Source organism: Pseudooceanicola nanhaiensis (assembly GCF_020171315.1).
GTDB classification, from domain to species: domain Bacteria; phylum Pseudomonadota; class Alphaproteobacteria; order Rhodobacterales; family Rhodobacteraceae; genus Pseudooceanicola; species Pseudooceanicola nanhaiensis_A.
The window spans coordinates 1-25,076 of the sequence record NZ_JAIUZP010000014.1; the positions used below are offsets into that span (position 1 = coordinate 1).

Below are 25,076 nucleotides of genomic sequence, written 5' to 3' on the forward strand. Positions count from 1 at the left end.
GCGCTGTCGCGTCAATGGTACTGCGTCTCAAGACGTGGGAGAGTAGATCGCCGCCAGACCTAGTAAAGAGCCAGATATCTCTCAATACGACATCAAAAATACACAAAACGCCCGACGCAAACACGCGACGGGCGTTTTGCGTTAGAAGCACTCCAGCAGACGCAGCACCCACCAGCTCAGGCAGGGATCAGCCCCAGCCGGCGCGCGCGATCTCACTCCAGCTGTGTGGCCAGATTGTCAACGCCCCGCAACGGTGGGGCGCCCCTACCAGGCCCCTCATACAAAAAGGCGCTTCCCAACCGGGAAGCGCCTTTTGTGCAGGGGCTGCGCCCCATCCTCAGTGATCGTTGAAGCGATCCGCAGGACCTGCCGGGAAAACCGTCCGTGTGATCAGCTGGAAACGCCCAAAGTCCGTACGTTGACGGCGAACAGAGCTGTAGGCCTCGCTGGCCGGGGTCTGCTTTACGACACCGGTCGTGACGGGCACGAGGGGGGAGCCGATGTCGGCGGCCTCGCGGAGGGCGTAGACTTCAGTGGCGGGGACGGTCTTGGTGATGGTGGGGAGGCCCTGCGCCGAGGCGGATGTTGCGGCGAGGAGGAGGGCGGTGGTGAGGGCGATGGATTTCATCGGGTCTGTCCTTAAGTCTGTCTTCCGGCGATCACCCGGTCGGAGGGGAGCGCGTCTTGATGAGAGGGAGATAGGCCCGCCCGGCGTTGAGGATTAGCGGTAAAATTCCGGTATTAGTGTTCGACCAGATTGATCAATCGCGAAGCACCTGTCGTCCCGGGGTGACTGATCACGCGGGGTGGTGGCCGCCGTTGGGTCAAGTTTCCCGGGTAACCAGCGCGCAAAGGCCGCGACCTGCGGTCGCGTGGAGGTCAGCGGGCCGGTAGTCAATGGCCAGGATTTTGTTCGGTCGAGAGGACCGATGACCGCGGGCGCTAGAGCGCCGAGAGATCCAGGGGGCGGTTCTGGATCTTGGATTCCATCACGAACAGCCCGGTGACCGAAAGCAGGTCGAAGCCGGTGATGAGTTGCTGGTAGAACTTGTCGTAATGGGCGACGCCGCGGGTGACGACGCGGATCATGTAGTCCCAGTCCCCGCCGATCCGGTAGAAGTCGCAGACCTCCGGCTGGGCCTCCACATGGGCATAGAAGCTGTCGGCCCATTCCTTGGAGTGGTGCCGTGTGCGGATCATCACGAGAACAGTCAGGTCATAGCCCAATTCGACCAGATTGATCTCGGCCCGGGTGCCGCTGATCAGCCCCTCGGCGTTCAGCCGCTTGAGCCGCCGCCAGCAGGCATTCTGCGACAGGCCGGCGCGATCGGCGAGGTCGCGCTGCGAGAGGCCGCCGTCCTTCTGGAGCAGGCTGAGCAACCTCAGATCGAGGGAATCGACTTTGGCCATGATGCGGGGCTCCTGAGCAGGGCGGGGCAGGTGACCCCGTCTTTCCGCATTTTATGGGTCAGAAGATTGGAGGACACCAGAGATCGGCGTCGATCAATCGCGGTTCCAGCGCAGGATGGTCATTTCGTCCGCCTCGCGGTCTTCCTTCTGGCGGATGTCCTTCAGACGCTGGCGCAGGTTCCGGATGCGGACCGTCTCGTAGGTCTTCATCTCGCGGAACACCTCGGCGACCTTGTCTTCGAGCTTGCGGAACCGGGGATGCAGCTTGTCGATCTCGCGGTCGATCTTGAGGATCTCTTCGCGGACGGAGGTGACGAAGTTCATCACGTAGGGGGCTGCTTCGATGGTGGTGATCCGGGTCTCGTCGCGCAGGCGGCGGTTCAGCTCGCGCTTCTGTTCCTCGAGGCGGCCCATCCGTTCCCGCAGCAGGGTGAGTTCCCGCAATTCGTCCTCGATCTCGTGGCGCCTCAGGCGCTCCATGACCAGTAGGGCGGATTCGAGACTGTTCATGCGGCCCTCAGTGGCCGGAGGGGGCCGGGGGCGGATCCTGCGGCACCGGCCGGCCTATCGTGGCGGGCTGGCCCTGCGCGACGAGGGCCGCGCGCATCTTGTCGAGGATCTGCGCCGGGAAGGCGCTGTAGGAACCGCCGGGCGTGACGGTGAACGGCTCGAAGCCCTGCGCGGGCGAGAAGGCGGGTTCCTCCTCGGCCTTGGGTGCGGGGCTGGAGCCAGCCGCAACGAGCAAGGCCGCCGTCGCGAGGGCGGCGGCCGAAAGCCTGCGCAGGGAGGGAACCGCCCGGGTCATGCCGCGGGCAGTTCCTTCTGGGCCGCTTCCACGGCGTAGAAGTCCGGCTGCATCCGGCTGGGGATCGAGCCGCGGCCGATCTCGACACAGATGTTGGGCGGATGGTCGGCGACCATGGCCACGAAGATATCGCGGATGATCATGTAGAAGGCGCCGTCCTCTTCCTCGATCTGCTTCAGCCGCCCGGACACGGGCTGCACCATGCAATAGGCAAGGAACACGCCGAGGAACGTTCCCACGAGCGCACCGCCGATCATCGCGCCCAGAACCTCGGGCGGCTGGTCGATGGAGGACATCGTCTTGATCACCCCAAGCACAGCCGCCACGATCCCGATCGCGGGCAGGCCGTCGGCCATGGTCTGGATCGCCCCCGCAGGCACGAGCGCCTCGTGGTGGTGCTTCTTGATCTTGCGGTTGATCACGTCCTCGGTCTGGTACTTGTCGTCGAACTGCATCGACAGCATGCGGAAACTGTCGGTGATCAGCTCGGTCGCGAAGTGGTCCTTGAGGATCTTGGGGTAGCGCTGGAAGATCTCCGAGGCGCTCGGGTTCTCGATATGATCGTCGAGGGCCAGGATGCCCTTCTGCTTATAAATGCGCGACAGTTCGTACATCAGGTTCAGAAGGTCCTGATAATCGGAGGCTTTCCACTTCGACCCCTTCAGGACCTTGATGACCCCGACGACGGAGCTCTTGATGGTCGAGAAGGAGTTGGCGATCACGAAGGAGCCGAGCGCGGCGCCCCCGATCATCATTCCCTCGAAGGGCAGCGCGTGCAGCACGATATCCATCTTGCCGCCGGACAGGATGAACCCGCCGAACACCAGCCCGAAGACCATGACAAGGCCAAGGATCAGAGTCATTTCTTTTTCCCGCATCGGTGGTACTGATCAAGGAAAAGAATATGCATAATTGACTTCTGATCAAGTATAAACAAGAATAGTTCCATAGTTTCTTTGTGAGCGACGGGACGAAGACATGAGCGGCATAGATGCCTTTGCCTATCTGTTCGAGGAAGACGCGATCCGGATGGCCCTGCGGGACTGGCCGGAGGGGATGAATCTTGCCTTCTGTCTGGAAGACAGCGGCGACTGCGAGATGATCGTCTATCATAAGGACGAGGGCCGCGCGGTGCTGCGCAAGGTGGCCGCCGTCCTGCGCCGGTCGCCCGGCCAGTTCGCGGTGACGCCTGAGGTGCCCGGTCATCCGACGCGCAAGATCCTCTTCTCGGAAGAACAGAAGATGCTGGCCATGCTGGCGGATGCCGATCAGCTGATCGAAGTCGCGACGGATTACGCGATCAACTACCGCTTCGCCAAGGACGAGGGGCTGGACCCTGCGACCATGACGGCGCCCGCCCGGTCGGAGCCTGCCGCACCCCCGCCTGCGCCTGCGCCGAAACCCGCCGCCGAGGCGCCCGCCCGCCGCTTCGGGTCGCGTCTGCATCTGAGCGAGGCCGCCCCCAAAGCTGCCTCGGACGAGCCGCCTCTGCGCCGGTCTTTCCTGCGTCGCGATCCGCCCAAGCCCGAGGCCTCGCGCCCGGCCGCCGTCAAGGAGCCCGCGGTCGAGGCCCCGGCCGGCAACCGCAAGAAGGCGGTCTTCCTGCCCGCGGGCTATTCCCCTGCCGATGCGCCGGAGCGGCGCGAATGCCATTTCGCCAGCGGGCGGATCGTCGGCCAGAACGGGCGGGTGCGCATCACGCTCGGCGAGGGCAAGGTGGGCATCAACACCAAGACGATCCATGTCTCTGACGTGGGCTTCCGCGATGATTTCTCGCGCTTCGTGCTGCCGCGGTTCACGCTCGGGGACTGGCGCGAGGACAAGACCGTGGTGCTGGATGTGCCGCAGGATCTGTTCCCCGTCGCCATGGCGCAGCGGTTCCGGGTGCAGCCCTGCCGCGCCGACGTTACCGTGACGGCGCAGGGCATCTTCGTTGCCCCCGGCGCGCCACTGGCCGTCGAGGAGCTGAAGACCCGCCGCCGTCTGCTGACCCCGGCTCGGGCCGCCGTTCTGGCGCTGCTGGGGGTCGGGATCGCCACCGGCTCGATGGTCAAGGCCTGGCAGCCCGAGCTGACCCGCTCGGGCCTGATGGCCGAGGCCGAGCAACCCGGCGCTGCCTTGCAGAGCCTGCGCGCCTTCATGGCCCGCTGACCGATGCGCTGCGCGATCATTACCCCCGTCGGGCCGGGCCACATGGACCTGCTGGAGCAGAGCTGTACGCCTTCGATCCGCCGGGCGATGGCCTATGACATGGGCCCCTTCTCCGAGGTTCGGCACCTCGTCATGGACGACACGCTGGGGCAGCACGGGCGCTCCAACCGCCGCAACGATGCGCTTGCCGAGGCAGTGGCCGAAGGCATCGACTGGGTCTATTTCCTCGACGCCGACGATGTGCTGACGCCCAATGCCTTCGAGGCCTTCGGCCGCATCATCGCGGCAGAGCCCGGGCTGGATGCCGTCTGGGGCCTGATCTGCGAATTCGACGAGGCCGGGCAGCCGCAGCTGCGCGAGGGCCAGCCCGAGCGGCTCGACACCCGGGCCGAGTTCCTCGCGGTGCCGCCCTATCTCTCGATCCAGATCGGGGCCTTCATCCGGGCGGATGCCGCGGCACAGATCGGCTTTGACGCCACCATGGATACCGGCGAGGACTTCAAGTTCTACTACGCCCTCTGGGCCGGTTATTCTTGCGCCAAACGGCCCGAGATCTTCTTCGTCAACCGGCGCGGGCAGCATTCGACCGGGCCGCGGTCGGCCACGGGCGCCGACTGGCGGCGGGTGGTCGACGGCCTTTGGGCCGCGCAGCTGGCCGAGGTGCCGGTCTGGACCGAAGTGCGCGACCCGAAGGGCGAAGGCAGCGCCCGGATGCGGATCACCAATCCCAACGACCTGATCCAGATGGCCCACCTGCGCGGCGAATTCTTCGAGGCCGACAGCCTCGACAAGCTGCGCCGCCTTGTGGCCGCGCCCAACCCGCGCATCGTCGAGGTGGGGGCGAACATCGGCAACCACGTGGTCTGGTACGCCAAGCATCTGGGCGCGCAGAAGATTTACCCGGTCGAGCCGAACCCCGTCGCGCTGAACATCCTGCAATCGAACATTGACGCCAATGACCTCGGCGGCGTGATCGACACCCGCGGCATGGGCTTCGGGGCAGGGGCCTCGGAGGGGCATTTCACGATCCAGACCGACAATGCCGACAACCTCGGCGCAACCCGGCTGGTGCCCACCGACGAGGGCGGGGTCGAAACCCGGACCCTCGACGCGCTGATGGGCGAGGAAAAGGTCGATTTCATCAAGATCGACGCCGAGGGGATGGAGATGGAGGTGCTGGAAGGCGCCGCCGCCCTCATCGCCCGTGACAAGCCGCTGATCTGGGTCGAGGTGCTGCGCCCCAACATGATGCGCTTTGCCCAGAACTGGTGCCGGCAGGCGGGCTACCGCGTCGTCGACAGCACGCCCTACCGCAACACGATCGACTATTTCGCCGCGCCGAAGGAGTGACATGCCAGCCTCGACCCTCTCCCGCCAGGAACGCCGGACCCAAATTGCCAAGGCTGCCAAGCTCTATGGCATCAAGGGCGAGGAAAGCCTGACGTTGCACCATGCCTACAACGCCCTCGCCCGGCACGAGGTGGCGGAGGCGGTGCAGATGGTGCTGCCGATCACCCGCAGCCACCCCGGCAATATCCATGCCTGGATCATCATGGGCGGCGCGGCGCTGGAGAAGCGCGAGGGCAAGACGGCACAGGCGTTCTTTGGCAAGGCCGCCGAGAAGGCGCCGCGCAATTCCCTTGTGCTGGCAGGGCAGGCCAAGGCCCATGTGCTGGAGGCCGAGGTCGAAGAGGCCGTCGCCCGGATGGCCGAGGCCTTTGCCAACGGCAGCACCGATGCCGGGCTCGCCAACCTCTATGCCGAGCTGATGGCCCCGCTGGGTCGGCGCCTGAAATGCGTCGAGGTGCTGGAGCCGGTGGTGTCCAAGCTGAAGCAGGCCGATCTATCCTACAAGCTGGCCACGCTGCTGACGGATGCGGATGAACCGGGCCGCGCCGCCCGCTGGTTCGAGACCGCCTACAGCCTCGACCCCAAGCCCGAGAAGCACCGCATCGGCCAGCTGCGCGCGCTCGTCTACACGCTGCGCTTCGACGCGGCCGAGGAGCTGGCGGCCGAGCTGCTGCCCTATGTCCAGAACCGCGACGAGGTGGTGGGCCTGCAGCTGATCCTGCGCCGGGTCCAGCGCCGGTACGACGACGTGATTTCGCTGGCCGACAGCCACGAGTTCACGGATCCGTCCATGTTCGCCCAATCGCGCGGCATCCTCGCCAACGTCTGGCAGGACAAGGGCGAGATGAAGCGCGCCGACGATGCCTATGTCGAGGCAATCAACATCACCGGCGAACAGGCCAACGTGGCCAAGGGCTATGGCGTGTTCCTCTACCGGGGCGGCCACTACGCCAAGGGCGCGCCGTATTATGCGCAGCGTCTGCCCCAGACCAGCCGGAACCGTATTCCCTACGAGAATTCCGAGGCCGAGACCCTGCTGTCGCAGCCCCGGCTGCACCTGATGGGCGAACAGGGCATCGGGGACCAGCTCGCGCTGCTGTCCCTGCTGCGCCTCGCCCCGCTGGCCGAGGGCGTGGAGCTGAACCTCGTCTCGGATCCGCGCTTTGCCGCGGCGCTGGAGGGCAACAGCTTCGGGATCAAGGTGAAACCGCAGGATGACTTCCTCGCCACGCCACAACAGCTGCGGCCGAGCGAACTGGTCTTCCTCGGCGATCTCAGCCGCTACCTCGACGGGCGCGATCCGGCGGAGAAACACGGGCCGTACCTGCGCCCGGATCCAGCGCGCGTGGCCAAGCTGCGCGAGAAATACGCGGCCCGTGCCAAGGGCGCCCCGGTGATCGGCATGGCGTGGAACAGCGGCAGCCTGATCGGCTACCTCCGCTCGCTCCCGCTGGTCGAGATGATGGCCGCCGTGCCCGAGGGCGCCGTGGTGGTGAACCTACAATACGGCGATTGCCGCGCGGCGCTGACCGCGGCTGCCAAGGCCCGGCCCGACGTGACCTTCATCGACGATCGCGAGGTGGACCAGATGGCAGACCTCGCCGCCTTCTTCGCGCAGATCGCCGCCGTGGACCGGGTGATCACCATCGACAACACCACGGCCCATGCCTGTGGTGCGATCGGCCATCCCGACGCGCATGTCCTGATCCCCGCGGGGTCGGAATGCATGTGGTACTGGGGCGATACCGGCGAACAGGATCCATGGTACGGCAATCTGTCCTTGCACCGGCAACAAGTTGCCGGGGATTGGGCAAGTGCAATTGCTACCTTGGCGGGTAATTCATAGGGAGGATCAAGAATTATGCTGCTCTACACAATAAAAGCGGCCGATCTTTCAACGCGCCTTAACCCACTTGTCATATCTTTCTGACAGGAGCCGCAAGATGTCGGGCTTCCGGGAAGAACAAGAATGACGATGGGGCCCACGACTTTGCGACCCTCAGGACGATCTCTTCTGGCACGGCTGATGCGGCACATGCGCCGCAGCAAGCTGCCCGTGCCTGCCGTGCCGATCAGTGAAAGCGTGACGCCGAATTTCCTGATCTGCCTCGAAACGGGGACGCGGCAGGTGATGCTGCGCCGCCATCTGCGCCACACTCTGCGGATGACGCCCGAAGAATACCGGCGCAAGTGGGCGCTGCCACGCGATTATCCGATGGTGGCGGAATCCTATCTCTTGCGGCGCGCGGCACTTTTCTGCCGGACAGAAGAGAGGTAGTTTGGACGAATCCTTCTGGTGTGTAAGAATTGCAGGAAGAAATCCTGCCACCAGGCAACCCGGGGCAAAGACTCGGCGTTGTATTCCAGAGCAAAGATAAGAATACGGAGAGCGCCCTGCAGAAGCGGGGCCGATACGAGCAGATGAGCGAGTCAGACACCAAACAGGGCATGATCGCGCAAATTGCGGCGGCCTATGCCTCGCGTCCCGACGTGAGCGCAGACGACATCATCGCCCTCGTTGGCCGGCTGACCCAGGCCCTCGATCCCGAGGCCGAAGTCGCCGCCCTCATGAACGAGACGACATTCACTGCATCCGCCCCCTCGGCGGCCCCGGCGCTTCCGGTGGAGCAGGCGATCACCCAGGACAAGGTCTTTTGCCTGTGCTGCGGCAAGGGCTTCAAGATGCTCAAGCGGCATCTCGGCTCCGAGCACGGCCTGACCGAGGCCGAGTATCGCGCCATGTTCAACCTGGCCGAGGATTTCCCGCTGGTCGCGCCGAGCTACTCCAAGCGCAAGGCGGATTACGCCAAGCAGGCGGGCTTCGGCAAATACAGCCGCCAGACGCCCGACAAGGGCTCCGCCTCGCGCCAGAAAGCCGACTGATAGCACGACAGGTGCAGGGGATCGCAGATGGCGGGTAACGCGGAACAGCCGATCATCATCAAGCGTGTCGAGGACGACGGGCACCACGACCACCATGGCGGTGGCTGGAAGGTGGCCTACGCGGACTTCATGACCGCGATGATGGCCTTCTTCCTGCTGCTCTGGATCCTCGCCGCCTCCGACGAGGAAAAGCTGCGCGGGCTGGCCGATTACTTCACCCCGTCCCTGAGCGAAGCGGGCGGCCGCGGCGAGGGGATGCTCGACGGGCAGGTGCTGGGGGCGGATGGCGTCATGTCCGGCACCGACGGCCCGCAGAGCGAGATCCAGCTGCCCTCCTTCGGGCAGGAGAACCCGCTTGCCGTCTTCGACAGCCGGCTGCGCGAGGAATCGAACGACACCGTCGTGGAATACGAGGTCGTCCCCGAGGGCGAGGTGCTGCCCGGCAACGAGCGTGACCCGCAGCAGGGTGTGCCGTCAGCGGAATCCATTCAGGACGGCATCGGCATCCCCGGAGAGATCGCCCGCCAGCAGGAAATCCGCACCTTCGAGCTGGACGCGCTCGAACAGGAGATCGCGAATTCCGTGCAGGACGCGCCCGAGCTGATCGACCTGCAATCGAACATCCGCTTCGAGCGGACGCCCGAGGGCCTCAACATCGACCTCGTCGATCAGGACGGCCAGTCGATGTTCGCGCTCGGCTCCTCGCGGGTCGAAAGCCGCACCCGTGACCTGCTGCGGATCATCGGCGAGGCGGTCAGCGACCTGACCCAGGACCTCGCCATCACCGGCCATACGGATGCGCTGCCCTTCACGCGCCAGCTCGGCTATGGCAACTGGGAGCTGTCGGCCGACCGCGCCAATGCGACGCGCCGTGTGCTGGTGGACACCGGTGTGAACCCGGCGCGGATCACCCGGATCACCGGCCTTGCCGACACCGATCCGCTGGTGCCCGAAGACCCCCGCGCGGCACAGAACCGCCGGATCTCGATCCAGCTGCTTTATCCCGATCCCGCCCTGCTGCAGCAGTGATTCGCCCCTACATCTGGTAGAGGCCCTGAGCCCGCCTCCATAGGGGCTGCAGGCGGGGCCTGTGACGTTGCGCGACTCCCGCATGACGTCGGGGTGCATCATTTTTGACACCCCCGAATTCCGGCGAAATCGCGACTTATCCACAGAACTATACACAGGCGAAAACCCGCTAAAAGGGCGCATCTGCTGACTCGCGGGCGCTGCGCCTTAGCGTCACCCAACAATTATGCACAGCTACGGGATGTAGTTTCTGTCCCCCAATCAGACCCCGCATATAGTGTATTTAAGGTGTTTTTAACTTCCCCGAACAGGGACGGAGGGGTATGGTGAAAGTGGGGTGAAGAAAGGCTGCAATCATGCATGGGGCGCGACTGCTCGAACTGGTCTGGCAAGGCAAGATAAACGCCGCTCAGGGGACGGGCGCGCTGCGGTTCCGGCGCATGCTGAAGTCCCTTCTGCCGATCCACGCGGTCGTGCTGACGGCGCGTGAAGGCATCGACCGGGCCACGGTCGTCACCGATGATGTCGAGGTCATGCCCGCGCTGCCGCTGGGGGATGTGATCGTCGAGGAACTCGGCATCGACGTGCCCATGGGGGCGCTGATCGTGCTGACCGACGCCGACATGCTGGAAAGCCCGGTGAACGACGAAGACCTGTCCTATGACATGGGCTTCGTGGTGGGCGAGGTGCTGCTGACCGTGCTGCGTCTCGGGGCCTTCCCGTTGGAGCGCGAGACTGCCGCGCTCTACACGATGGCCGCCTCCTACGATCGTCTGGCCGAGGCCTCCGGGCTGCAACATCTGGGGCTGCACCCGCGCTCCTTCCGCGCGGGGCTCGTCTGCGCCCTCGGGACCTACTGGTCCGGCGCGCGCAGCAGCCGTGCCGAGGTGAGCGGGCTTTTCCTGCGCTCCGACTGCCTCGCCGGGATCGAGCTGCGGGCCTACCTCAAGACGCTGGATGCCAGCTTCGACGCCCCGGCCCATGCCCGCATTCCCGCGTCGCTGCTGGCCTTCAGCGGCGGCACCCGCCCGCTGGAAGACTGGCTCACCCGGACCAGCCGCGCCGTGCTGGCCCAGCTTGACCAGATGGAGCCGCGCGGCCAGCGTCAGGGCGTGCGCCGCACCACGGACGACTGATCCGCGCCGTTCATCGCGAAGCCCAAGAGAAGCCCGGATAATTCCGGGCTTTAACCTTTTCTAAATCAAACATAACTTTCCGTCTGTGCGGAATTGTGCTTACCTGTCCTTGCCGAACAAGAGCAGTCAGGCACAAGAATAATGTTGGCGATCAGCTATCAGGCGGCCTTGCGGGAACCCCTCCTTGCCGTGGACGACGAACGTGAGGCGATCTGCAAGTGGCAGGACGACCGGGACCAGAGGGCGCTGGAATTGCTGCTGCGGTCCCATGCCCGGCAGGCCTGGAGCCAGGCGGCGCGCTGGACGGACAATCCGGTGCACCTGGAAGACCTCGCCTCCGAGGGGCTGATCGGACTGATGCGGGCCGCGGATAATTTCGACCGCAGCCAGAACGTCCGGTTCTCGACCTACTCGGCGTGGTGGGTGATGAACTGCATCTCGGCCGCGCTCGCGCGGATCAAGACGGTGATCGACATTCCGCCGCGCACCTACCTCGATGCGCGCTCGGGGCGGCTCGAGGGCGAGGATGCCTCGCTCGTACAGGTCGCCATGTCGGGGATGGTGGCGCTGGATGCACCGGTGACGGATGACGGTGCCTCTCCGGCGGACCTGCTGGTCAGCCCCGAGATGACGCCGGAGGAATGCGCGGCGGCCCGGTCCGCCGCGGCCTGCCAGATCCGTGCCCTTGCGCAGGCAATGGCCGATCTGGACCCACTGGAGGTGGAGATCATCCGCCGCCGCAAGTTGCAGCCCGTGCCGGAGCGCGTGGAGGATCTGGCCGCCGCGCTCGACATGCCGAAGGACCGGCTGCGCCAGATCGAGAAGAGGGCCCTGCTGCGGTTGCGGCAGCGGCTTGTCGCGCAGGGCGTCAGCCTTGCGGCGATGCAGTAAGAGGAAGACGATGGTTTTGGGTCTGAAAGTGAGCGATCTGGCGACGGCCGCGACGGTACAGGTCGGGCAGGGCGTCAGGACAGAGACGACGGGCACGGGCGGGCGCTTTGCCGCGCTCGTCGCCGCCGTTGCGGCGGGCGCAAAACCCGCCGCCGTGCCCGAGGCGTCGGGGCTCACGGTCGTACCCACCTCCGCCGCGTCGCAGCTGCAGGCTGCGCTGCGCGATATCTTCGCGGACTACCCCGACGCCGCCTCGACAGAGGCCGAGGCGCAAACCGCCCGGCAGACGACGCTGACCGAGCTTTCGGACCGGATCAGCGCGGCGCTTGCCGAGTATGACACCGCAGAGGGCACCGACAGCGCGGAGCGCTTCACCCGGTCGTTGGCGGACCTCGCCCCGTCCGAATACCTGTCGGAGACCGGCACGCTCGACACCGGCCGGATCTTCGCCGCGTTGCCCGGCCTGACTGGCCTGCCCGAGGCACTTGTCGCCCCCACCGCCCTCGCCAGCGGGCAGAGCGAAGAGGTCCCCGCCGTGGGTGAGGCACAGCCCGCCACCGTTGAGGCCTCGCCAGAGGCCAAGACCGCAGGCACGCGAGACCAGGTTGAGAACGGCGACGCTCTGATGTCGGCGTCAGCCCCGACGTCGACTGCGGCCAGCGGCCTTGGGCAAACCCCTGAGGCAGGTGCCGAGGCCGCCGTTGGCGCGGATGTTCAGGACAGCGCCACGACATCCGACGCCGGCACCCCGACACCGGGCGTGTCCGCGCAAGCCACTCCCGCCAGTACGACACCGCTCGGCGGGGCCGCCTCCAGGCCCGTCGCCGCGCAAGTCCCGGCGGGGGATGTCTCTGGCGAGGCGACCGCAACTGCCGAAGCTCAGCCCCTCGCGGCGTCGAATACGCCGGTCGCCCCGGCCACCGGTGAAATGGTGGCGGAAGCCGCCCCCGCCCGCCCGGTGGCGCAGGGCGAGACGCAGGCAACGGCCCCGACCTCCGCAGTGTCGCAGCCCCAGCAGACAGCCACGCCCGCGCAGCAGGCCGCCGCCCCGGCGTCCCAAGACGGTACGGTCGGTACGCAGGCGCCCAAGGCAGCGGCACCTGCCGCCCAAGCGCAGGCGACGGATGCCACCCAGTCAACCTTGGAGCCCGAGGCAGCCGAGGCCCAGCAACCGGGCAACGCGGCCCCCGCAGCCACGACGGCCCGTGCCAAGGATACGCAAGCGCTCCAGTCCGCCACACCCGCGACCGGCGAAGTGGATGCGGCGACCACCGTCAGCACGCAGCCGGTCACGACGGCCCAACCGACGAAACTCGCCGCGCTCGAAGCACTTATGCGTCCGGTCACCGGCGCAGGGCGTCAGACCGGCTACAGCGCCGCCCTCCGGTCCACCCCGGAGGCAGGATCGCTTACCGCGCAGGCCGCCGCGACAGAGGACAAGCCGGTGCTGGACGAGGTCGAGACACCGCAACCCTTCGCCGCGGCCCTTGTCCCCTCCGCCACAGCGACGGCCATCACCGAGGCCGACAGCGACGCGGGCACAGGGGACGCTGGCACCGGCGGCGAGATTGCCGTGGGCCAGATGCAAGGGCTCACCGGGCACGATCCCTTCGGCGCCCTCCTGAACCGGCTCGCGCCGATGTCCACCGAGATGCTCGTCACCGACCGTCCGCAGCAACCCGCGCCGATGCAGAGCTACACGCAGCTTGCCGCGACCGTCTCGCAGACCGTGCGCGGCGAGGTCCTGCAAAACGGCAGCACGCGGATCGAGGTCAGCACGCAGGACCTGGGCCGCATCCAGGTCGAGCTGATGCAGGCCGACGATGGCGATCTGAACATCACCCTGCGGTCCGACAACCCGCAGGTGCTGAGCGCGCTGCGCGCCGACCGCGACCTGCTGATGAACCTGCTGCGCGACAGCGGCGTCCAGATGGGCGGCGGCAGCCTCAGCCTCGAAGATTACGGCCAGGGCGGTAGCCGGGGGCAGGACTCTGCCGCCGGGCAGTCCGGCCAGACCGCGCCGCAGGGGGCCGCTACCGCAGACGACGAACCGGCCGAAGACCTTCCTCCCGCTTCCCACATCCCCACGCTTGGCCCGGGCCAGGTGGATATCCTGACCTGATTTCGGAGACGCGCCATGACCATCGAGACGGCAATCACCGCAGCCACCGCATCGACTTCCACCGCGACCTCCTCGATGAGCACGCTGTCGGATGACTACAACAGCTTCCTTCAGCTGCTGACCGCGCAGGTCGCGAACCAGGACCCGCTGGAGCCGATGGACAGCTCCACCTTCGTCAGCCAGCTGGCGCAGCTGTCCTCGGTCGAACAGCAGATCATCACCAACTCCCACCTCGAGACCATCGGCGGGCAGGTGGCCACGGCGGCGGTGCTGAACGATCTCAGCTTCGTCGGCCACGAGGTCACGATCGCCACCGACCAGATGGAGCTGATCGACAGCGAGGGGAGCTTCTTCTACGAGCTGGCGGATACGGCGGATACGGTGAGCGCGCAGATCTACGCCTCGGACGGCACGCTGGTGAAGGAATTCACCGGGCTCGACACGACGGCGGGCACGCTGACGCAGGTGACATGGGACGGGACGGACAGCGACGGGCTTCCGGTGCCGGACGACACCTTCACCGTGCAGATCGTCGCCGAGGATGCAGAGGGCGAGTCGGTCACGGCCGAGACCTATGCCACCACGGCGGTGGAGGGGATCACCTACGCTGCCGGGCTGTCGCAGCTCCTGCTGCGCAGCGGCGAGACGAACACCTCGGCCAATATCCTGGCGATGGAGTGACGCGCGGCGCAGGTCAGCTGCGCGGCACGTCCTGCTTGAAGAGCGTCAGGAACAGCACATCCTCAACCGAGGCGAACTGCGGCTGGAGGTCTTCCTTGAGCCGTGCCGCCAGCTTTTCGCTGTCGATCGCGGATCCGGCGAGGATCGGGTCCTGCGCGGCAGACATCATCGAGGTGAGGATCGCATCGCGCAGACGGGTCGCGTTCTCGGCGATGCGGTATTCGGTCGCCATCTGCGGATCCGTCATGGCCACGCCGAAATCGGCCACCACGTAGGTCACGCTGGCGGGCTTGTAGACCGGGATCGTCATCTTGCCGAGGGCGACAACCTTCGGATCCGTGACCACCCTCGCCTTGCTCAGCGACGGCTGCCGCGGCTTGCCGTGGTCCATCATCTCGCCCGCATCGGCATGGTCTTCGGCGGCGCGCAGCGCCTCGTGGCCGGTGTCCTCGACCTTGCCATGCACGCCGGGCTCGGCCTTGGCCGGGCTTTCGCCGTGGCCCGCAGGGGCCGCATGGCTGTCATCCTCGACGGAGAGGGCCGCCTCTGCAGGCTTGGGTTTCATGACCATGCCGATGCCATAGCCCGCGCCGAGGCTCAGGGCTGGCACGGCGGCCATCATCAAAAGGGATTTCTTCATCGCACCGCTCGAATTCGTTCACTCCCCTTTGGTTATGGGAGGCGAATCCGGCGAAAATCCTGTGCGATTAGGGCGATACCCAGATTTAATACGGCAGGATGATGTCCATGGCATCTTCGCCGTAGCTGCGCTGCGTCTGCCGCGTCAGCTGGCCCCGACCACCATATGTGATACGTGCCTCGGCGATTTTGTCATAATCTATGGTGTTGTCCATCTGGACGTCCTGCGGACGGATGATCCCGGCCACCCGAAGTTCACGCAACTCCTGGTTGACCTTCACTTCCTGCCGCCCCGCGACGACCATATTTCCGTTCGGCAGCATCTGCACGACGAGGGCCGCAACCTTCAGGCTGATGGACTCGTTGCGGTCGATGGAACCGCTGCCCGAGGCACTGCTGCCCGAGGTGATGTCGACGATGTTGTCGCCGGTGGGCAAGTCGCTTTCGTCCACGCCGGGCAGGATCTTGTCGATCTGGGTGCCATAGCCGAAGAAGGACGGGAAGCCGATGGAGCCGCCGCCTTCGCGTTCGCGATCGGTGGCGTTGCTCAGGCTGGCTTCGTCCTCGATCTCGATCAGGATGGTCAGGATGTCCCCCACCTTCGAGGCCCGCTGATCCGCGAAGAAGCCGTCGCTGCCGCGCTGCCAGAGCGAGGCGCCCTCGGCGCGCTCCATGATGCGCGGCGGCTCGGCCGGGGGCATGGGCACCGAGACGGTCGAGGTCTCGGCCATGTCGCCGGCGCTGAACCCGATCGAGGAGACCTCGGGGTCGCGATCGAAGGGCGAGGTGCCGCAGCCGGCCAGCAGGCCGGTCAGGGCAACGATGGTAAGGGGGGCGGATTTCATCGGGTGACCTCCACGATGCCCTCGCCGGTGGCGGTGCCGGTCAGCGAGGTGTTGGACACGAGATTGACGATACGCAGTTCCTGCCCGCGGTGGGCATCCTGCAGGGCGCGGCCCGGCGCAGAGAGCGCCAGCAGCCCGTCGTTGTAGCGGATAGAGACCTTGTCGCCCCGGCCGATGACCAGCGGCTGCATGACGGATTGCAGCATGACCGGGCGGCCCTGCTGCAGCATCCGGCGGACCTGCATGCCCTCCAGCTCGGCGCTGTCGGTGACGGCAAAGGCGCCGACGCGGGCCCAAGGCATTTCGATCGTCTGCAGGTCGCCCGCGCGGACGATCTCGTCCGGCATCATGCGGCGGGCGGGGACGGGCACATCGACCATGACAATGGCAAGGCCCGCGATCCGCACCACGGGGCCGTCCGTCCGCACCACGTCGGCCACGAACTGCCCGGTCGAGGTGTCCATCCAGAAGCCGGAGAACATGACCGCATTCTGCGGCTTGTCGGTCTGGAAGGAGATCGTGATGCGGCCGTTCTGCGGGAAGGCCGGGCCATAGGTGTCGCGCGCCTTCTCCTCGACCAGATCGGTGACGTCCGCCGTGGCGACCTGCGCCACGGGTTCGGCCCCGGTGGTCGCCGCGCCCAGGGGCGCCGCACCGAGCGAGAGCAGAAGGAGGGCGAGCAGCGGTCTCATTTGATCTGGTTCGCCGTGGACAGCATCTGGTCCGCGGTCTCGATCGCCTTCGAGTTCATCTCGTAGGCGCGCTGCGCGGAGATCAGATCGGTGATCTGCTGGATGATGTTCACGTTGGACTGTTCGAGGTAGCCCTGGTGCAGCAGGCCATAGCCTGCGTCCCCGGCATTGCCGAGCACCGGATCGCCCGAGGCGACGGTGGCCAGCAGCATGTTGTCCCCCATCGCCTTCATGCCGCCCTCGTTGACGAAGGTCGCCATGGTCAACTGCCCCAGCTCGACCGGCACGGGATCATCCTCGACATAGGCCGACACCGTCCCCGTGGCGCTGATCGCGACCGAAACGGTATTGTCCGGCACCACGATGCCCGGGTCGATCTGGAAGCCCTGGAAGTTCACCAGCTCGCCCTCGGCCGACAGCTGGAAGGCGCCGTCGCGGGTATAGGCCTGGTTGCCGTCGGGCAGGTTGACCACGAAGAAGCCCTTGCCGTCGATGGCGATGTCGGTCTCGTTCTCGGTGCCGACGAGGCCGCCCTGCGTGTTCAGCCGCACGGTGCCCGCCGTCTGCACGCCAAGGCCGATGTCCACGCCCGTGGGCCGGGAGCTGCCATCCTCTGCGGTCAGCGCGCCCTCGCGTTCGAGGCTCTCGTAGATCAGATCCTGAAACGCCGCGCGGCTCGACTTGAAGCCGGTGGTGTTCGCGTTCGCGATGTTGTTCGAAATCACGTCGACGTTGGTCTGCTGGGCCAGCATACCCGTCGCGGCGATGCCAAGTGCTTTCATGAGGAGGCTCCCTTTGCGCCGTTACGTGATCCGTCCGAGACGCTGCAGCATGTCCTTGCGCAGGTCGTCTTCGGTGTTCATCAGTTTGATCGCCCGGTCATAGGCCTGCTGGACCTGGATCATCCGGGTCATCTCGACCACGGGCTGCACGTTGCTGCCCTCGATCGAGCCCTGCACGATCTGCGTGGTCTCATCCAGTTGCGGCGCCAGCAGCCCCGCCCCGTTTTCGCCCTCGGGCGCGGCCAGCATGTTGTTCCCGATCCGCTCGTAGGCCTGCAGGTCCGGCAGGTTGAAGACGCCAAGCTGCCCCAGCACATCCCCCGCGAGGTTCGAGATCGAGCCGTCGCGCGCCACGACGATCTGGCCCGCATCGGGCGGAATGGCGATGTTGCCGCCGCCCACGTCCAGCACCTGCGCCCCGCTCAGCGTCACGAGGTTGCCCTGCGCGTCCAGCGTGAACCGCCCGTCGCGGCCATAGGCCGTGCGGCCGTCCTGCGTCTCGTAGGCGAACCAGCCGTCGCCCTCGAGCGCGAAGTCCAGCGGGTTGCCCGTATGGGTCAGCGTGCCCTGCGACTCGTCGAGGTAGGACCCACGGTCGACGACGAAATTCGTCGTGTCGCGCACGTCGAGCCCGGCATCCTTGAACAGCACGCTGTCAAAGACGATCCGCTCGGACTTGAAGCCGGAAGTGTTCGCATTCGCGATGTTGTTCGCCGTCACGTCCATGTCGCGCCGCATGGCCTGTGCCAGAGATAGCGCAACGTAAGTTGAGTTATCCATGTCGCACCGAAGCCTCTGCTTGTGACCTTGCCAAATGACGATGAAGTAAGAACATCTCTGCTTGCTTATTCTGTGTCTTATTCTATCCTATAGCAAGTACTTTCATGGAAAGTTCACTCAGGTTGACCCGCAATGTTTGCATATCCTTAACCTTTGCCGCCGCGATGGCGCTGGTTCCGGGTGCGCTGACGGCGGAGGAGGCGGCCCATGCAGCGGCGTCGCCCACGGTGACCACTGGCGACTTCACCGCGCCCGACCGGGCCGAGCCGCTGGTGATGCCGCCCGCCTTCGGGCTCTTCGGGTTCTCACGCGATCATTTCCTGACGGACCGGCGCCGCCTTCTGCAGCGCCTCGCCGCGGCCGAGCCGGGCGATGCCTCCATCAATGCGATCCTTGCCCTTGGCGATTTCTACGTGGCACACGCCATGGCGCCCGAGGGGCGCTCGCTGCTGCTGGGCCTGCCCGACCGGTTGGCCCCGGGCCATGCCGCCCGCCGCGCCGCACAACTGCTCGCGCTTGACCTGATTGATCCGCATTTCCCGGCCCTGACCGCAGAGGCCCGCGACCTGCTGGCCCCCGATCACGCGGCCTGGCCGGATCAGCCGCTCTTCGCAGCCCTCGAAGCGGTCCGGCGCGGCGACTTCACCGCCGCCGGTCACAGCCTGCCTGCGGCGCAGCGGCGGCTTCAGGGCTTCTCGTCCCCCTTCCGCGAGGCGGTTCTGCCGGGCCTGCTGGAAACCGCCGTGCGCACCCAGCAGTGGGAGGCCGCCCGTGATCTGGCGGCCGAGTTCGAACATCACCCGGCGCTGCGCAACGGCCCGGCGCTGAATTACCTCATGGGCCAGACCGCCGAGGTGGACGAGGACTACGTCGCGGCCTTCGATCTCTATGTCACCGCGTCGGCGGGTGGCGATCTCTGGGCGCACAAGGCCCGGGTGGCGCTGATCGACCTCGGCCTTCGGACCGAAACGCTGCCGCTGGAAGACGCCCGCACCCTGTTGGAGCAGGCGCGCTATCTCTGGCAGGGCGACAGCTACGCGGCGCAACTGCTGCAGGAACTGGCGGACGTGCAGCTGCGCCTGACGGACCGGGTCGCGGCGCTCTCGACGCTGGGGGACCTGATGGTCCGGCTGCCCGACACGCCCGAGGCGGCGCTTGCCTCGCAGCAATCCCGCAGCCTGCTGGACGCCTATTATGCCGACGGCGCGGCGGGCAACCTGACGTTGGCAAGCTTCATGGCCGGGCATCAGCGCCTCGCGCCCAACTTCCGCTTCGCGCCCGGATTTGACCACGCGTCCGAGAAATATGCCGATCACTTCCGCGGCCTTGGCGCCACCTCTGTCGCCGCGCGGGAATACGAGCTGACGCGCGACTACCTTGCCGTCGGACAGGATCTGGGCGTTCTGGACGAGGACCCGGGCCGGCTGGCCGATCTGGAGCTGAAGCGGGCCGAGACGCTTTTCGAGGGCGGCCAGTACGAGCTGTCGCTCGCGCTGATCGAACAGGGCCTCTCGCTGGAGGATGCGCCGCGGCTCGACCGGCTGAACACGCTGAAGGCCCGGATCTTCGCCGCTACGGGCAAGACCGTCGAAGTGCTGCAGACCCATGTGCAGAACCCGTCGGCCACCTACCTCAGGATCAAGGCCGAGGCGCTCTTTGCCGGTGGGGACTGGATGCAGGCGCGCACGACCTACCAGCAGTTGCACGACGACTTCCCCGAACAGACCACCGGCGCCGACACGCTGAACCTGATCCTTGCCACCTACCGCACCGGGGACCTGACCGGGACCCGCGCCCTGGCGGAGTCGAACCCCGACCTTGCCGGCCATCCGCTCTGGTCCGAGATCGCCGCCGCGATGACCGAGGCCGCGCCGGATCTGCTGCCGCTGCGCAGCGAGGCGGTGGAGCTGCGGGTGAACCGTGCCACCACCGCGCTTGACCGGTTCGACGTGCTGAACCGCGCCACGAACTGACATATTCGCCCGCCGCGCCGCCGCTTTGCCCAAGAGCTGTGCGCCCGACGGACTTAACTACGCCAAGAATTACAAGATTCTCCCCTGAGGAGAAAATTACCAATTCTTTAACCGGGAAGAAAAGCCCGCCTGCTATCTTCCAAAATGAGGTCGTGGCAGAAAGCACAGAGAGAGGCCCCCAATGAGCATGTCCAACGCAATGCAGTCCGGCGTCAGCGGTCTGCTCGCAAACTCCACCGCGGTGTCGCGGGTGTCGTACAACATCGCCAACGCAAGCACCGACGGCTACCGCCGCAGCTTTGCGCAGATGATCACGACGACGACCACCAGCACCTCGGGCGGCGAAGCTGCGTCGGGCGTCCGCGCCGAGGTGAAGACCGAGGTGGACAGCGCAGGTTCGCTTCAGACCACCGACAGCTCGACCGATCTGGGCATCAGCGGCAACGGCTTCTTCGTGGTCTCCGCCAGCTCCGACCCCTCGGGCGATGACTACATGCTGACCCGCGCCGGCTCCTTCACGATCGACGAGGACGGCTACCTCGTGAACGCGGCGGGCCTCTACCTCTCCGGCTACAGCTATGACGATACCGGCGAACTTGGCGCGGTGGACCGCACCTCCTTCGCCGATCTGGAGACGATCAACCTCTCCGACGTCTCCATCCAGGGCGAGGCCACCACGGATATCTCGATCGCGGGCAACCTGCCGTCGCAGGACGCGGGCCTCGAAGAGCCCGGCTCGGCCTATGTGACTTCGGTCGAATATTACACCGAACTGGGCGAGGCCGAGCGGCTGACCTTCTCGTGGCAGCCGACCGCCACCGACAACACCTGGGAAGTGACCGTTTCCGACAACGACGGCACCGACCTCGGCAGCGTGACGATCACCTTCAACGACAGCGGCGACGCCGCGGGGTCGGTCGCCTCCTACACCAACGTCACCTCCACCGCGACGGCGCCCGCCGCCTTCGACGTGGACCCGCTGACCGGCGTGATGACGCTGTCGCTCGACAACGCCACCACCGCGCAGACGATCAGCGTGAACCTCGGCGCGCCGGGCGATCTGGACGGGCTGACCCAGTTCTCGGGCGATTACACCGGCCTGACCAGCACCGCCGACGGCGCCGAAACAGGCAACCTGTCGCGGATCGAGATCAGCGACAGCGGCGACATCTACGGCGTCTACGACACCGGCGTCCGCAAGGCGCTCTACAACATCCCGCTGGCCGAGGTCGCCAACCCCAACGGGCTGACCACCACGGACAACAACGCCTTCGTTCTCTCGCTCAACTCCGGCACGGTGAAGCTCTCCTCCGCCGGGACGGGCACCGCGGGCACGATCGTCTCCAACACGCTGGAAGCCTCCAACGTGGACATCGCCGAGGAACTGACCGACCTGATCCAGATTCAGCGCGCCTATTCCTCGAACGCGAAGATCGTCACCACGGTGGACGAAATGCTGAGCGAAACCGTGAACCTGAAGCGGTAAGACCGCAAAGTAAGGACTGAAACGTGAGTATTTCCAACGCGTTCGCAACCAGCCGCAGCGGCCTCATGGCCACGTCGACCTGGGCCGAGGTCACCTCGACCAACATCGCGAACGCGACGACCGACGGCTATGCCTCGCGCAGTGTGACCATGACCACCTCGACGCTGGGGGATGTCGCCGTGACCGGCGTCACCCGCAGCGTCAGCACCACGCTCACCGCGATGGTGCGCCGCGAATATGCGGCCATGGGCACGCAGGAGGCGATCTCCTCCGGTCTGGAAATCTACTCCACCCTGCTCGGCGGCACCGACAGCGACAGCTCGCTCACCACCAAGCTGGGCGAGCTTCAGTCCAACCTCGTGCTGCTGGCTGCCGATCCCTCCGACAGCTCGCGCCAGCGGGCCGTCGTAACCTCGGCCCAATCGCTTGCCGAAGAGCTGAACACCCTGTCCTCCACGCTGGAAAGCTCGCTGGAGACCACGCAGGACTCGCTCACTTCGGAAGTCAGCGAGGCGAACTCCGAGCTTGAGCAACTGGCCGCGCTCAACGCCGCCCTCAAGAAAGAGAGCGGCGACACCGAACGGCGGGCCAGCCTGCTCGACCAGCAGGACAAGATCCTCGACAGCCTGTCCGAGCGGATGGACATCACCGTCACCACCGAAAGCGACGGCCAGATCACGCTGCGCACCTCGGGCGGCACGGAACTGCTGCGCGGGGACCGCGCGGAAACGCTCGAATACGACAAGGCCGCCGGCACGCTCAGCGTCAACGGCACCGACATCACGCCCGGCGAGACCGGCAAGCGTGGCTTCGACGAGGGCCGTATCGCGGGCCTCTTCACGCTGCAGAACACGACGCTGCCCGAATTCCAGAGCCAGCTCGACGAAGTGGCCCGCGCCCTGATCGAAGGCTTCACCGCCCTCGACGACACGCTGGCCACCGGCGAGCCCGGGCTCTTCACCGATGCGGGCGCTGCCTATGACGCCAGCGACCTGACCGGGCTGGCCGGGCGGATCACCGTCAACAGCGCCGTGCTGCCCGAAGAGGGTGGCGCGCTCTGGCGGCTGCGCGACGGCATCGGCGCCGACGAGGCAGGCACCGTCGCGGGCGAGGCCGGGCTGATCAATTCCTATATCGACCTCCTCGAGGGCGAGATGAGTTTCTCCGCAGAAGCGGGACTTGGCGACACCGCCACACTCACGGACTACGTCGTCAGCCTGACGACGTCGCAGCAGACAACGCTGTCGAGCGCAGAAAGCGAACTCGAGTCTCTGAGCACCAGTGCAACGACGCTGGAAACCAGCAGGCAGAACATTCAGGGCGTCAACCTGGACGATGAACTCATCCAGTTGACCGCGATCCAGCAGGCCTATGCGGCCAACTCCCAGGTTCTGACCACGCTGACAGAGATGATCGACTCGCTTCTCGAAGCGGTCTGAGAGCAGGAGTCCGGCTGATGATCAGCATTTCGAACACCGTATCCACCTACGGCAGCAACCTCCTGCGCCGGCAGACCGTGAGCGACCTCACGAACCAGCTGGCCAAGGCCGAGTACGAAGTCACCACCGGCCTGCTGCAGAACGTCTTTGGCGAACTTGGCGCCCGCGCCGCGCAATCGCTGACCCTGCGCAGCCAGATGGCAAGCGCCGAGGCCTTCGTGGACAGCAACACGCTGCTCGCCAACCGGATGGAAGTCACCGCGACCGCCCTCGGCACCATGCGCGACATCGCGCAGGAATTCCTCGACGTGGCGATTGCCAACCGCGATGCCCCGGGCAGCACGGTGGAGTCGCTTCAGATGCTGGCGCAATCGACGATCGGCCAGCTGATCGCCACCACCAACACGACCTTCCAGGGCAGCGCGCTCTTCTCGGGCACCACCACCAACGCCACCAGCCTTCAGGGCTGGGACGAGGTCAACGACGCCTCCGGCCTGTCGCCCGCCGACGTGCTGGCCGGCATCGTCGGCACCGGCCCCACCACCGAGGCCGAGGCCGAAGCGATGATCGCCCAGCTGGATGCGGTCTTCTCCAGCGACGCCTCCGCCGGGACCAGCGGCTACGAGACGACCTTCTACAACGGCACCGACCTGCTGGATGAAAGCGGCGCGGCCAATGACCGGCTCAGCGCCCGGATCGACACCGGGACCGAGGTCGAATACGGCATTCAGGCCAATGACACGGCCTTTACCGAGCTGATGCAGGGCCTCGCCATGATCGCCTCGACCGATCCGGCCACGATCGATGACGAAGACGCCTACAATACCTGGATGACCAAGGCGGTGGACCTGATTTCCTCCGGCATCTCGGGCCTGCTTGAAACGGAAACCGCCCTTGGCGGCCAGCAGGCGCGCGTCGAGTCCCTGATCGAGGTGCAACAGTCGCGGATCGACCTCTACAATTCGCAGGTTCTCGACCTCGAGGGCGTGGACGAATACGAGGCCGCAACCCGTCTGACGACCCTGCAGACGCAGCTTCAGGCGAGCTATCAGGTCACCTCCCTGATGAACTCGCTGAGTTTCCTCAACTACATGTAAAGAAAGAGCTTCAGGAAGCGCGGGCTTCCTGGAGCGCCGGCAGGGCAGGGGGCAGAGACAGCCCCTCGTCGCCATCCGCGGGCGCCAGCTTGTAGCCGCGGCCGTGCACCGTCTCGATGTACTGGTGCCCCGAGGGCGCGGCGGTGTCGATCTTCTTGCGGATCTTGCAGATGTAGACGTCGATCACCTTGTCGAAAGGCTGTTCGTCCGCCATCCCGTAGACCGCATCGTAGATCGCCGCCTTGGAGATCACCTTGCAGGCGTTCAGCGCCAGCTGCTGGAAGATCGCATGTTCGCGGCGCGACAGCTTGATCCGCTGACCGGCCACCTCCGGGTCACGCCCGTCGAAATAGGCGGTCACTTCCCCGATGGTCACGCTCTCGGCCGCGTGGCCGTGGCTGCGCCGGGTGATCGAGTTGATCCGCGAGCGCAGTTCGATCGACTTCAGCGGCACGACAAGGTCATCGTCCGCGCCAAGGTCCAGCATCTTGGCCGCCGCGCGGGAATTGCGGAAATCGCGCAGCACGAGCACCGGGTTGCGGGCGCCTGCCGCGCGCATCCGCGCGACGATTTCGGGGGTGTCGGGCAGGTCTGCCAGCAGGAAGGGGCGCGCTTCATGGCCCTCCCGGCTCAGCATGGCCAGATCGCCCCGGAAGAATTCGGCCCCGATGGTCACCGGGTGAATCCGCGCTGAATTCAGCTCGTCTATCAAACCCTGGCGGCGTTCCAGCCGCGGTTCGTAGAGATACAGATGCATCGCGTCCCCGATCTGCCCGCACTCGGGCTGTTATCCTGCTTATCTTGTAAAAATATTCATGCTCCGTCAAGCATAGTGAGCAATATTCTTCGCATGTATAAATCTATACTTGAGCAAACTGGTGTTTT

General features: G+C 66.0%; 25 protein-coding genes. 14 read left to right on the forward strand and 11 right to left on the reverse strand.

Annotation, left to right across the window (positions count from 1 at the left end):
* Positions 1–337 precede the first annotated feature (337 nt).
* The 5 genes from LCM32_RS19705 to motA form a co-directional block, all read right to left on the reverse strand.
* Complete coding sequence (locus LCM32_RS19705) at positions 338–628, reverse strand: hypothetical protein (protein WP_224822803.1); 291 nt, start codon at positions 626–628, stop codon at positions 338–340.
* A gap of 314 nt (positions 629–942) precedes the next feature.
* A complete protein-coding gene (locus tag LCM32_RS19710) occupies positions 943–1,410 on the reverse strand; it encodes an Lrp/AsnC family transcriptional regulator (protein ID WP_224822804.1) in 468 nt (155 codons plus the stop codon).
* Positions 1,411–1,503: 93 nt separating this feature from the next.
* On the reverse strand, positions 1,504–1,920 hold the full coding sequence (locus LCM32_RS19715) for a flagellar FliJ family protein (RefSeq protein WP_224822805.1): 417 nt from the start codon (positions 1,918–1,920) through the stop codon (positions 1,504–1,506).
* A gap of 7 nt (positions 1,921–1,927) precedes the next feature.
* Positions 1,928–2,215 (reverse strand): hypothetical protein, encoded by a 288-nt coding sequence (locus LCM32_RS19720; protein WP_224822806.1) that lies wholly within the window; start codon positions 2,213–2,215, stop codon positions 1,928–1,930.
* Positions 2,212–3,078, reverse strand: coding sequence for a flagellar motor stator protein MotA (motA, locus tag LCM32_RS19725; RefSeq protein WP_224822807.1), 867 nt, complete (start codon positions 3,076–3,078; stop codon positions 2,212–2,214). Before motA ends, LCM32_RS19720 begins: the two co-directional genes overlap by 4 nt.
* A 115-nt stretch (positions 3,079–3,193) precedes the next feature.
* Between motA and LCM32_RS19730 the strand changes: the two genes are divergently transcribed.
* The 10 genes from LCM32_RS19730 (at position 3,194) to LCM32_RS19775 (ending at position 14,458) form a co-directional block, all read left to right on the forward strand.
* Entirely contained in the window at positions 3,194–4,366 is a 1,173-nt protein-coding gene (locus tag LCM32_RS19730; RefSeq protein ID WP_224822808.1) for a hypothetical protein, read from the forward strand.
* 3 nt (positions 4,367–4,369) lie between these two features.
* A complete protein-coding gene (locus tag LCM32_RS19735; RefSeq protein ID WP_224822809.1) occupies positions 4,370–5,716 on the forward strand; it encodes an FkbM family methyltransferase in 1,347 nt (448 codons plus the stop codon).
* A gap of 1 nt (position 5,717) precedes the next feature.
* Positions 5,718–7,562 carry a hypothetical protein gene (locus LCM32_RS19740; RefSeq protein WP_224822810.1) on the forward strand — a complete coding sequence of 615 codons (1,845 nt, stop codon included), beginning with the start codon at positions 5,718–5,720 and terminating at the stop codon, positions 7,560–7,562.
* 123 nt (positions 7,563–7,685) lie between these two features.
* Entirely contained in the window at positions 7,686–7,994 is a 309-nt protein-coding gene (locus LCM32_RS19745; protein WP_224822811.1) for a MucR family transcriptional regulator, read from the forward strand.
* Positions 7,995–8,164: 170 nt separating this feature from the next.
* On the forward strand, positions 8,165–8,599 hold the full coding sequence (locus tag LCM32_RS19750) for a MucR family transcriptional regulator (protein WP_224822812.1): 435 nt from the start codon (positions 8,165–8,167) through the stop codon (positions 8,597–8,599).
* Between the two features lie 27 nt (positions 8,600–8,626).
* Positions 8,627–9,628 (forward strand): flagellar motor protein MotB, encoded by a 1,002-nt coding sequence (locus LCM32_RS19755; RefSeq protein ID WP_224822813.1) that lies wholly within the window; start codon positions 8,627–8,629, stop codon positions 9,626–9,628.
* A 440-nt stretch (positions 9,629–10,068) separates the two neighbouring features.
* Positions 10,069–10,764, forward strand: a complete 696-nt coding sequence (locus tag LCM32_RS19760; protein ID WP_224822814.1) for a hypothetical protein — start codon at positions 10,069–10,071, stop codon at positions 10,762–10,764.
* 168 nt (positions 10,765–10,932) lie between these two features.
* Entirely contained in the window at positions 10,933–11,655 is a 723-nt protein-coding gene (locus LCM32_RS19765) for a sigma-70 family RNA polymerase sigma factor (RefSeq protein WP_224822815.1), read from the forward strand.
* A 10-nt stretch (positions 11,656–11,665) separates the two neighbouring features.
* Positions 11,666–13,777 carry a flagellar hook-length control protein FliK gene (locus tag LCM32_RS19770; protein ID WP_224822816.1) on the forward strand — a complete coding sequence of 704 codons (2,112 nt, stop codon included), beginning with the start codon at positions 11,666–11,668 and terminating at the stop codon, positions 13,775–13,777.
* Between the two features lie 15 nt (positions 13,778–13,792).
* On the forward strand, positions 13,793–14,458 hold the full coding sequence (locus LCM32_RS19775; RefSeq protein ID WP_224822817.1) for a flagellar hook assembly protein FlgD: 666 nt from the start codon (positions 13,793–13,795) through the stop codon (positions 14,456–14,458).
* Positions 14,459–14,471: 13 nt separating this feature from the next.
* Here the strand turns inward: LCM32_RS19775 and LCM32_RS19780 are convergent, their stop codons facing one another.
* The 5 genes from LCM32_RS19780 to flgF all read right to left on the reverse strand — a co-directional run bounded on the left by LCM32_RS19780 (position 14,472) and on the right by flgF (position 18,196).
* Positions 14,472–15,098: a hypothetical protein gene (locus tag LCM32_RS19780; protein WP_224822818.1), complete on the reverse strand. Its 627-nt coding sequence runs from the start codon at positions 15,096–15,098 to the stop codon at positions 14,472–14,474.
* An 85-nt stretch (positions 15,099–15,183) separates the two neighbouring features.
* Positions 15,184–15,942, reverse strand: a complete 759-nt coding sequence (flgH, locus tag LCM32_RS19785) for a flagellar basal body L-ring protein FlgH (RefSeq protein ID WP_224822819.1) — start codon at positions 15,940–15,942, stop codon at positions 15,184–15,186.
* Positions 15,939–16,634, reverse strand: a complete 696-nt coding sequence (flgA, locus tag LCM32_RS19790) for a flagellar basal body P-ring formation chaperone FlgA (RefSeq protein WP_224822820.1) — start codon at positions 16,632–16,634, stop codon at positions 15,939–15,941. Before flgA ends, flgH begins: the two co-directional genes overlap by 4 nt.
* On the reverse strand, positions 16,631–17,416 hold the full coding sequence (flgG, locus tag LCM32_RS19795; RefSeq protein ID WP_224822821.1) for a flagellar basal-body rod protein FlgG: 786 nt from the start codon (positions 17,414–17,416) through the stop codon (positions 16,631–16,633). The genes flgA and flgG overlap by 4 nt, the downstream gene beginning before the upstream one ends.
* 21 nt (positions 17,417–17,437) lie before the next feature.
* Complete coding sequence (flgF, locus tag LCM32_RS19800; RefSeq protein WP_224822822.1) at positions 17,438–18,196, reverse strand: flagellar basal-body rod protein FlgF; 759 nt, start codon at positions 18,194–18,196, stop codon at positions 17,438–17,440.
* Between the two features lie 164 nt (positions 18,197–18,360).
* Between flgF and LCM32_RS19805 the strand changes: the two genes are divergently transcribed.
* The 4 genes from LCM32_RS19805 (at position 18,361) to LCM32_RS19820 (ending at position 24,191) form a co-directional block, all read left to right on the forward strand.
* The gene (locus tag LCM32_RS19805) at positions 18,361–20,169 is read left to right on the forward strand and encodes a hypothetical protein (RefSeq protein WP_224822823.1); all 1,809 of its coding nucleotides are present in this window, start codon (positions 18,361–18,363) and stop codon (positions 20,167–20,169) included.
* A gap of 181 nt (positions 20,170–20,350) precedes the next feature.
* On the forward strand, positions 20,351–21,655 hold the full coding sequence (locus LCM32_RS19810; RefSeq protein WP_224822824.1) for a flagellar hook protein FlgE: 1,305 nt from the start codon (positions 20,351–20,353) through the stop codon (positions 21,653–21,655).
* A 23-nt stretch (positions 21,656–21,678) separates the two neighbouring features.
* Positions 21,679–23,094: a flagellar hook-associated protein FlgK gene (flgK, locus tag LCM32_RS19815; protein ID WP_224822825.1), complete on the forward strand. Its 1,416-nt coding sequence runs from the start codon at positions 21,679–21,681 to the stop codon at positions 23,092–23,094.
* A 17-nt stretch (positions 23,095–23,111) separates the two neighbouring features.
* Complete coding sequence (locus LCM32_RS19820; protein WP_224822826.1) at positions 23,112–24,191, forward strand: flagellin; 1,080 nt, start codon at positions 23,112–23,114, stop codon at positions 24,189–24,191.
* 10 nt (positions 24,192–24,201) lie between these two features.
* On the opposite strand, the gene LCM32_RS19825 is transcribed toward LCM32_RS19820, so the two are convergent.
* Positions 24,202–24,948: a response regulator transcription factor gene (locus LCM32_RS19825; protein WP_224822827.1), complete on the reverse strand. Its 747-nt coding sequence runs from the start codon at positions 24,946–24,948 to the stop codon at positions 24,202–24,204.
* Positions 24,949–25,076: the final 128 nt, after the last annotated feature.

Excerpts from the sequence above, each read along its gene's own strand:
- LCM32_RS19760 (WP_224822814.1), top strand. The coding sequence starts at position 10,069 with ATGCTGAAGTCCCTTCTGCCGATCCACGCGGTCGTGCTGACGGCGCGT.
- LCM32_RS19720 (WP_224822806.1), bottom strand. The coding sequence starts at position 2,215 with ATGACCCGGGCGGTTCCCTCCCTGCGCAGGCTTTCGGCCGCCGCCCTC.
- LCM32_RS19735 (WP_224822809.1), top strand. The coding sequence starts at position 4,370 with ATGCGCTGCGCGATCATTACCCCCGTCGGGCCGGGCCACATGGACCTG.
- LCM32_RS19745 (WP_224822811.1), top strand. The coding sequence starts at position 7,686 with ATGACGATGGGGCCCACGACTTTGCGACCCTCAGGACGATCTCTTCTG.
- LCM32_RS19705 (WP_224822803.1), bottom strand. The coding sequence starts at position 628 with ATGAAATCCATCGCCCTCACCACCGCCCTCCTCCTCGCCGCAACATCC.
- motA (WP_224822807.1), bottom strand. The coding sequence starts at position 3,078 with ATGACTCTGATCCTTGGCCTTGTCATGGTCTTCGGGCTGGTGTTCGGC.
- LCM32_RS19770 (WP_224822816.1), top strand. The coding sequence starts at position 11,666 with ATGGTTTTGGGTCTGAAAGTGAGCGATCTGGCGACGGCCGCGACGGTA.
- LCM32_RS19810 (WP_224822824.1), top strand. The coding sequence starts at position 20,351 with ATGAGCATGTCCAACGCAATGCAGTCCGGCGTCAGCGGTCTGCTCGCA.
- LCM32_RS19750 (WP_224822812.1), top strand. The coding sequence starts at position 8,165 with ATGATCGCGCAAATTGCGGCGGCCTATGCCTCGCGTCCCGACGTGAGC.
- LCM32_RS19755 (WP_224822813.1), top strand. The coding sequence starts at position 8,627 with ATGGCGGGTAACGCGGAACAGCCGATCATCATCAAGCGTGTCGAGGAC.
- flgH (WP_224822819.1), bottom strand. The coding sequence starts at position 15,942 with ATGAAATCCGCCCCCCTTACCATCGTTGCCCTGACCGGCCTGCTGGCC.
- flgA (WP_224822820.1), bottom strand. The coding sequence starts at position 16,634 with ATGAGACCGCTGCTCGCCCTCCTTCTGCTCTCGCTCGGTGCGGCGCCC.
- LCM32_RS19805 (WP_224822823.1), top strand. The coding sequence starts at position 18,361 with ATGGCGCTGGTTCCGGGTGCGCTGACGGCGGAGGAGGCGGCCCATGCA.
- flgG (WP_224822821.1), bottom strand. The coding sequence starts at position 17,416 with ATGAAAGCACTTGGCATCGCCGCGACGGGTATGCTGGCCCAGCAGACC.
- LCM32_RS19740 (WP_224822810.1), top strand. The coding sequence starts at position 5,718 with ATGCCAGCCTCGACCCTCTCCCGCCAGGAACGCCGGACCCAAATTGCC.
- LCM32_RS19780 (WP_224822818.1), bottom strand. The coding sequence starts at position 15,098 with ATGAAGAAATCCCTTTTGATGATGGCCGCCGTGCCAGCCCTGAGCCTC.
- LCM32_RS19710 (WP_224822804.1), bottom strand. The coding sequence starts at position 1,410 with ATGGCCAAAGTCGATTCCCTCGATCTGAGGTTGCTCAGCCTGCTCCAG.
- LCM32_RS19775 (WP_224822817.1), top strand. The coding sequence starts at position 13,793 with ATGACCATCGAGACGGCAATCACCGCAGCCACCGCATCGACTTCCACC.
- LCM32_RS19715 (WP_224822805.1), bottom strand. The coding sequence starts at position 1,920 with ATGAACAGTCTCGAATCCGCCCTACTGGTCATGGAGCGCCTGAGGCGC.
- LCM32_RS19820 (WP_224822826.1), top strand. The coding sequence starts at position 23,112 with ATGATCAGCATTTCGAACACCGTATCCACCTACGGCAGCAACCTCCTG.
- LCM32_RS19825 (WP_224822827.1), bottom strand. The coding sequence starts at position 24,948 with ATGCATCTGTATCTCTACGAACCGCGGCTGGAACGCCGCCAGGGTTTG.
- flgF (WP_224822822.1), bottom strand. The coding sequence starts at position 18,196 with ATGGATAACTCAACTTACGTTGCGCTATCTCTGGCACAGGCCATGCGG.
- LCM32_RS19730 (WP_224822808.1), top strand. The coding sequence starts at position 3,194 with ATGAGCGGCATAGATGCCTTTGCCTATCTGTTCGAGGAAGACGCGATC.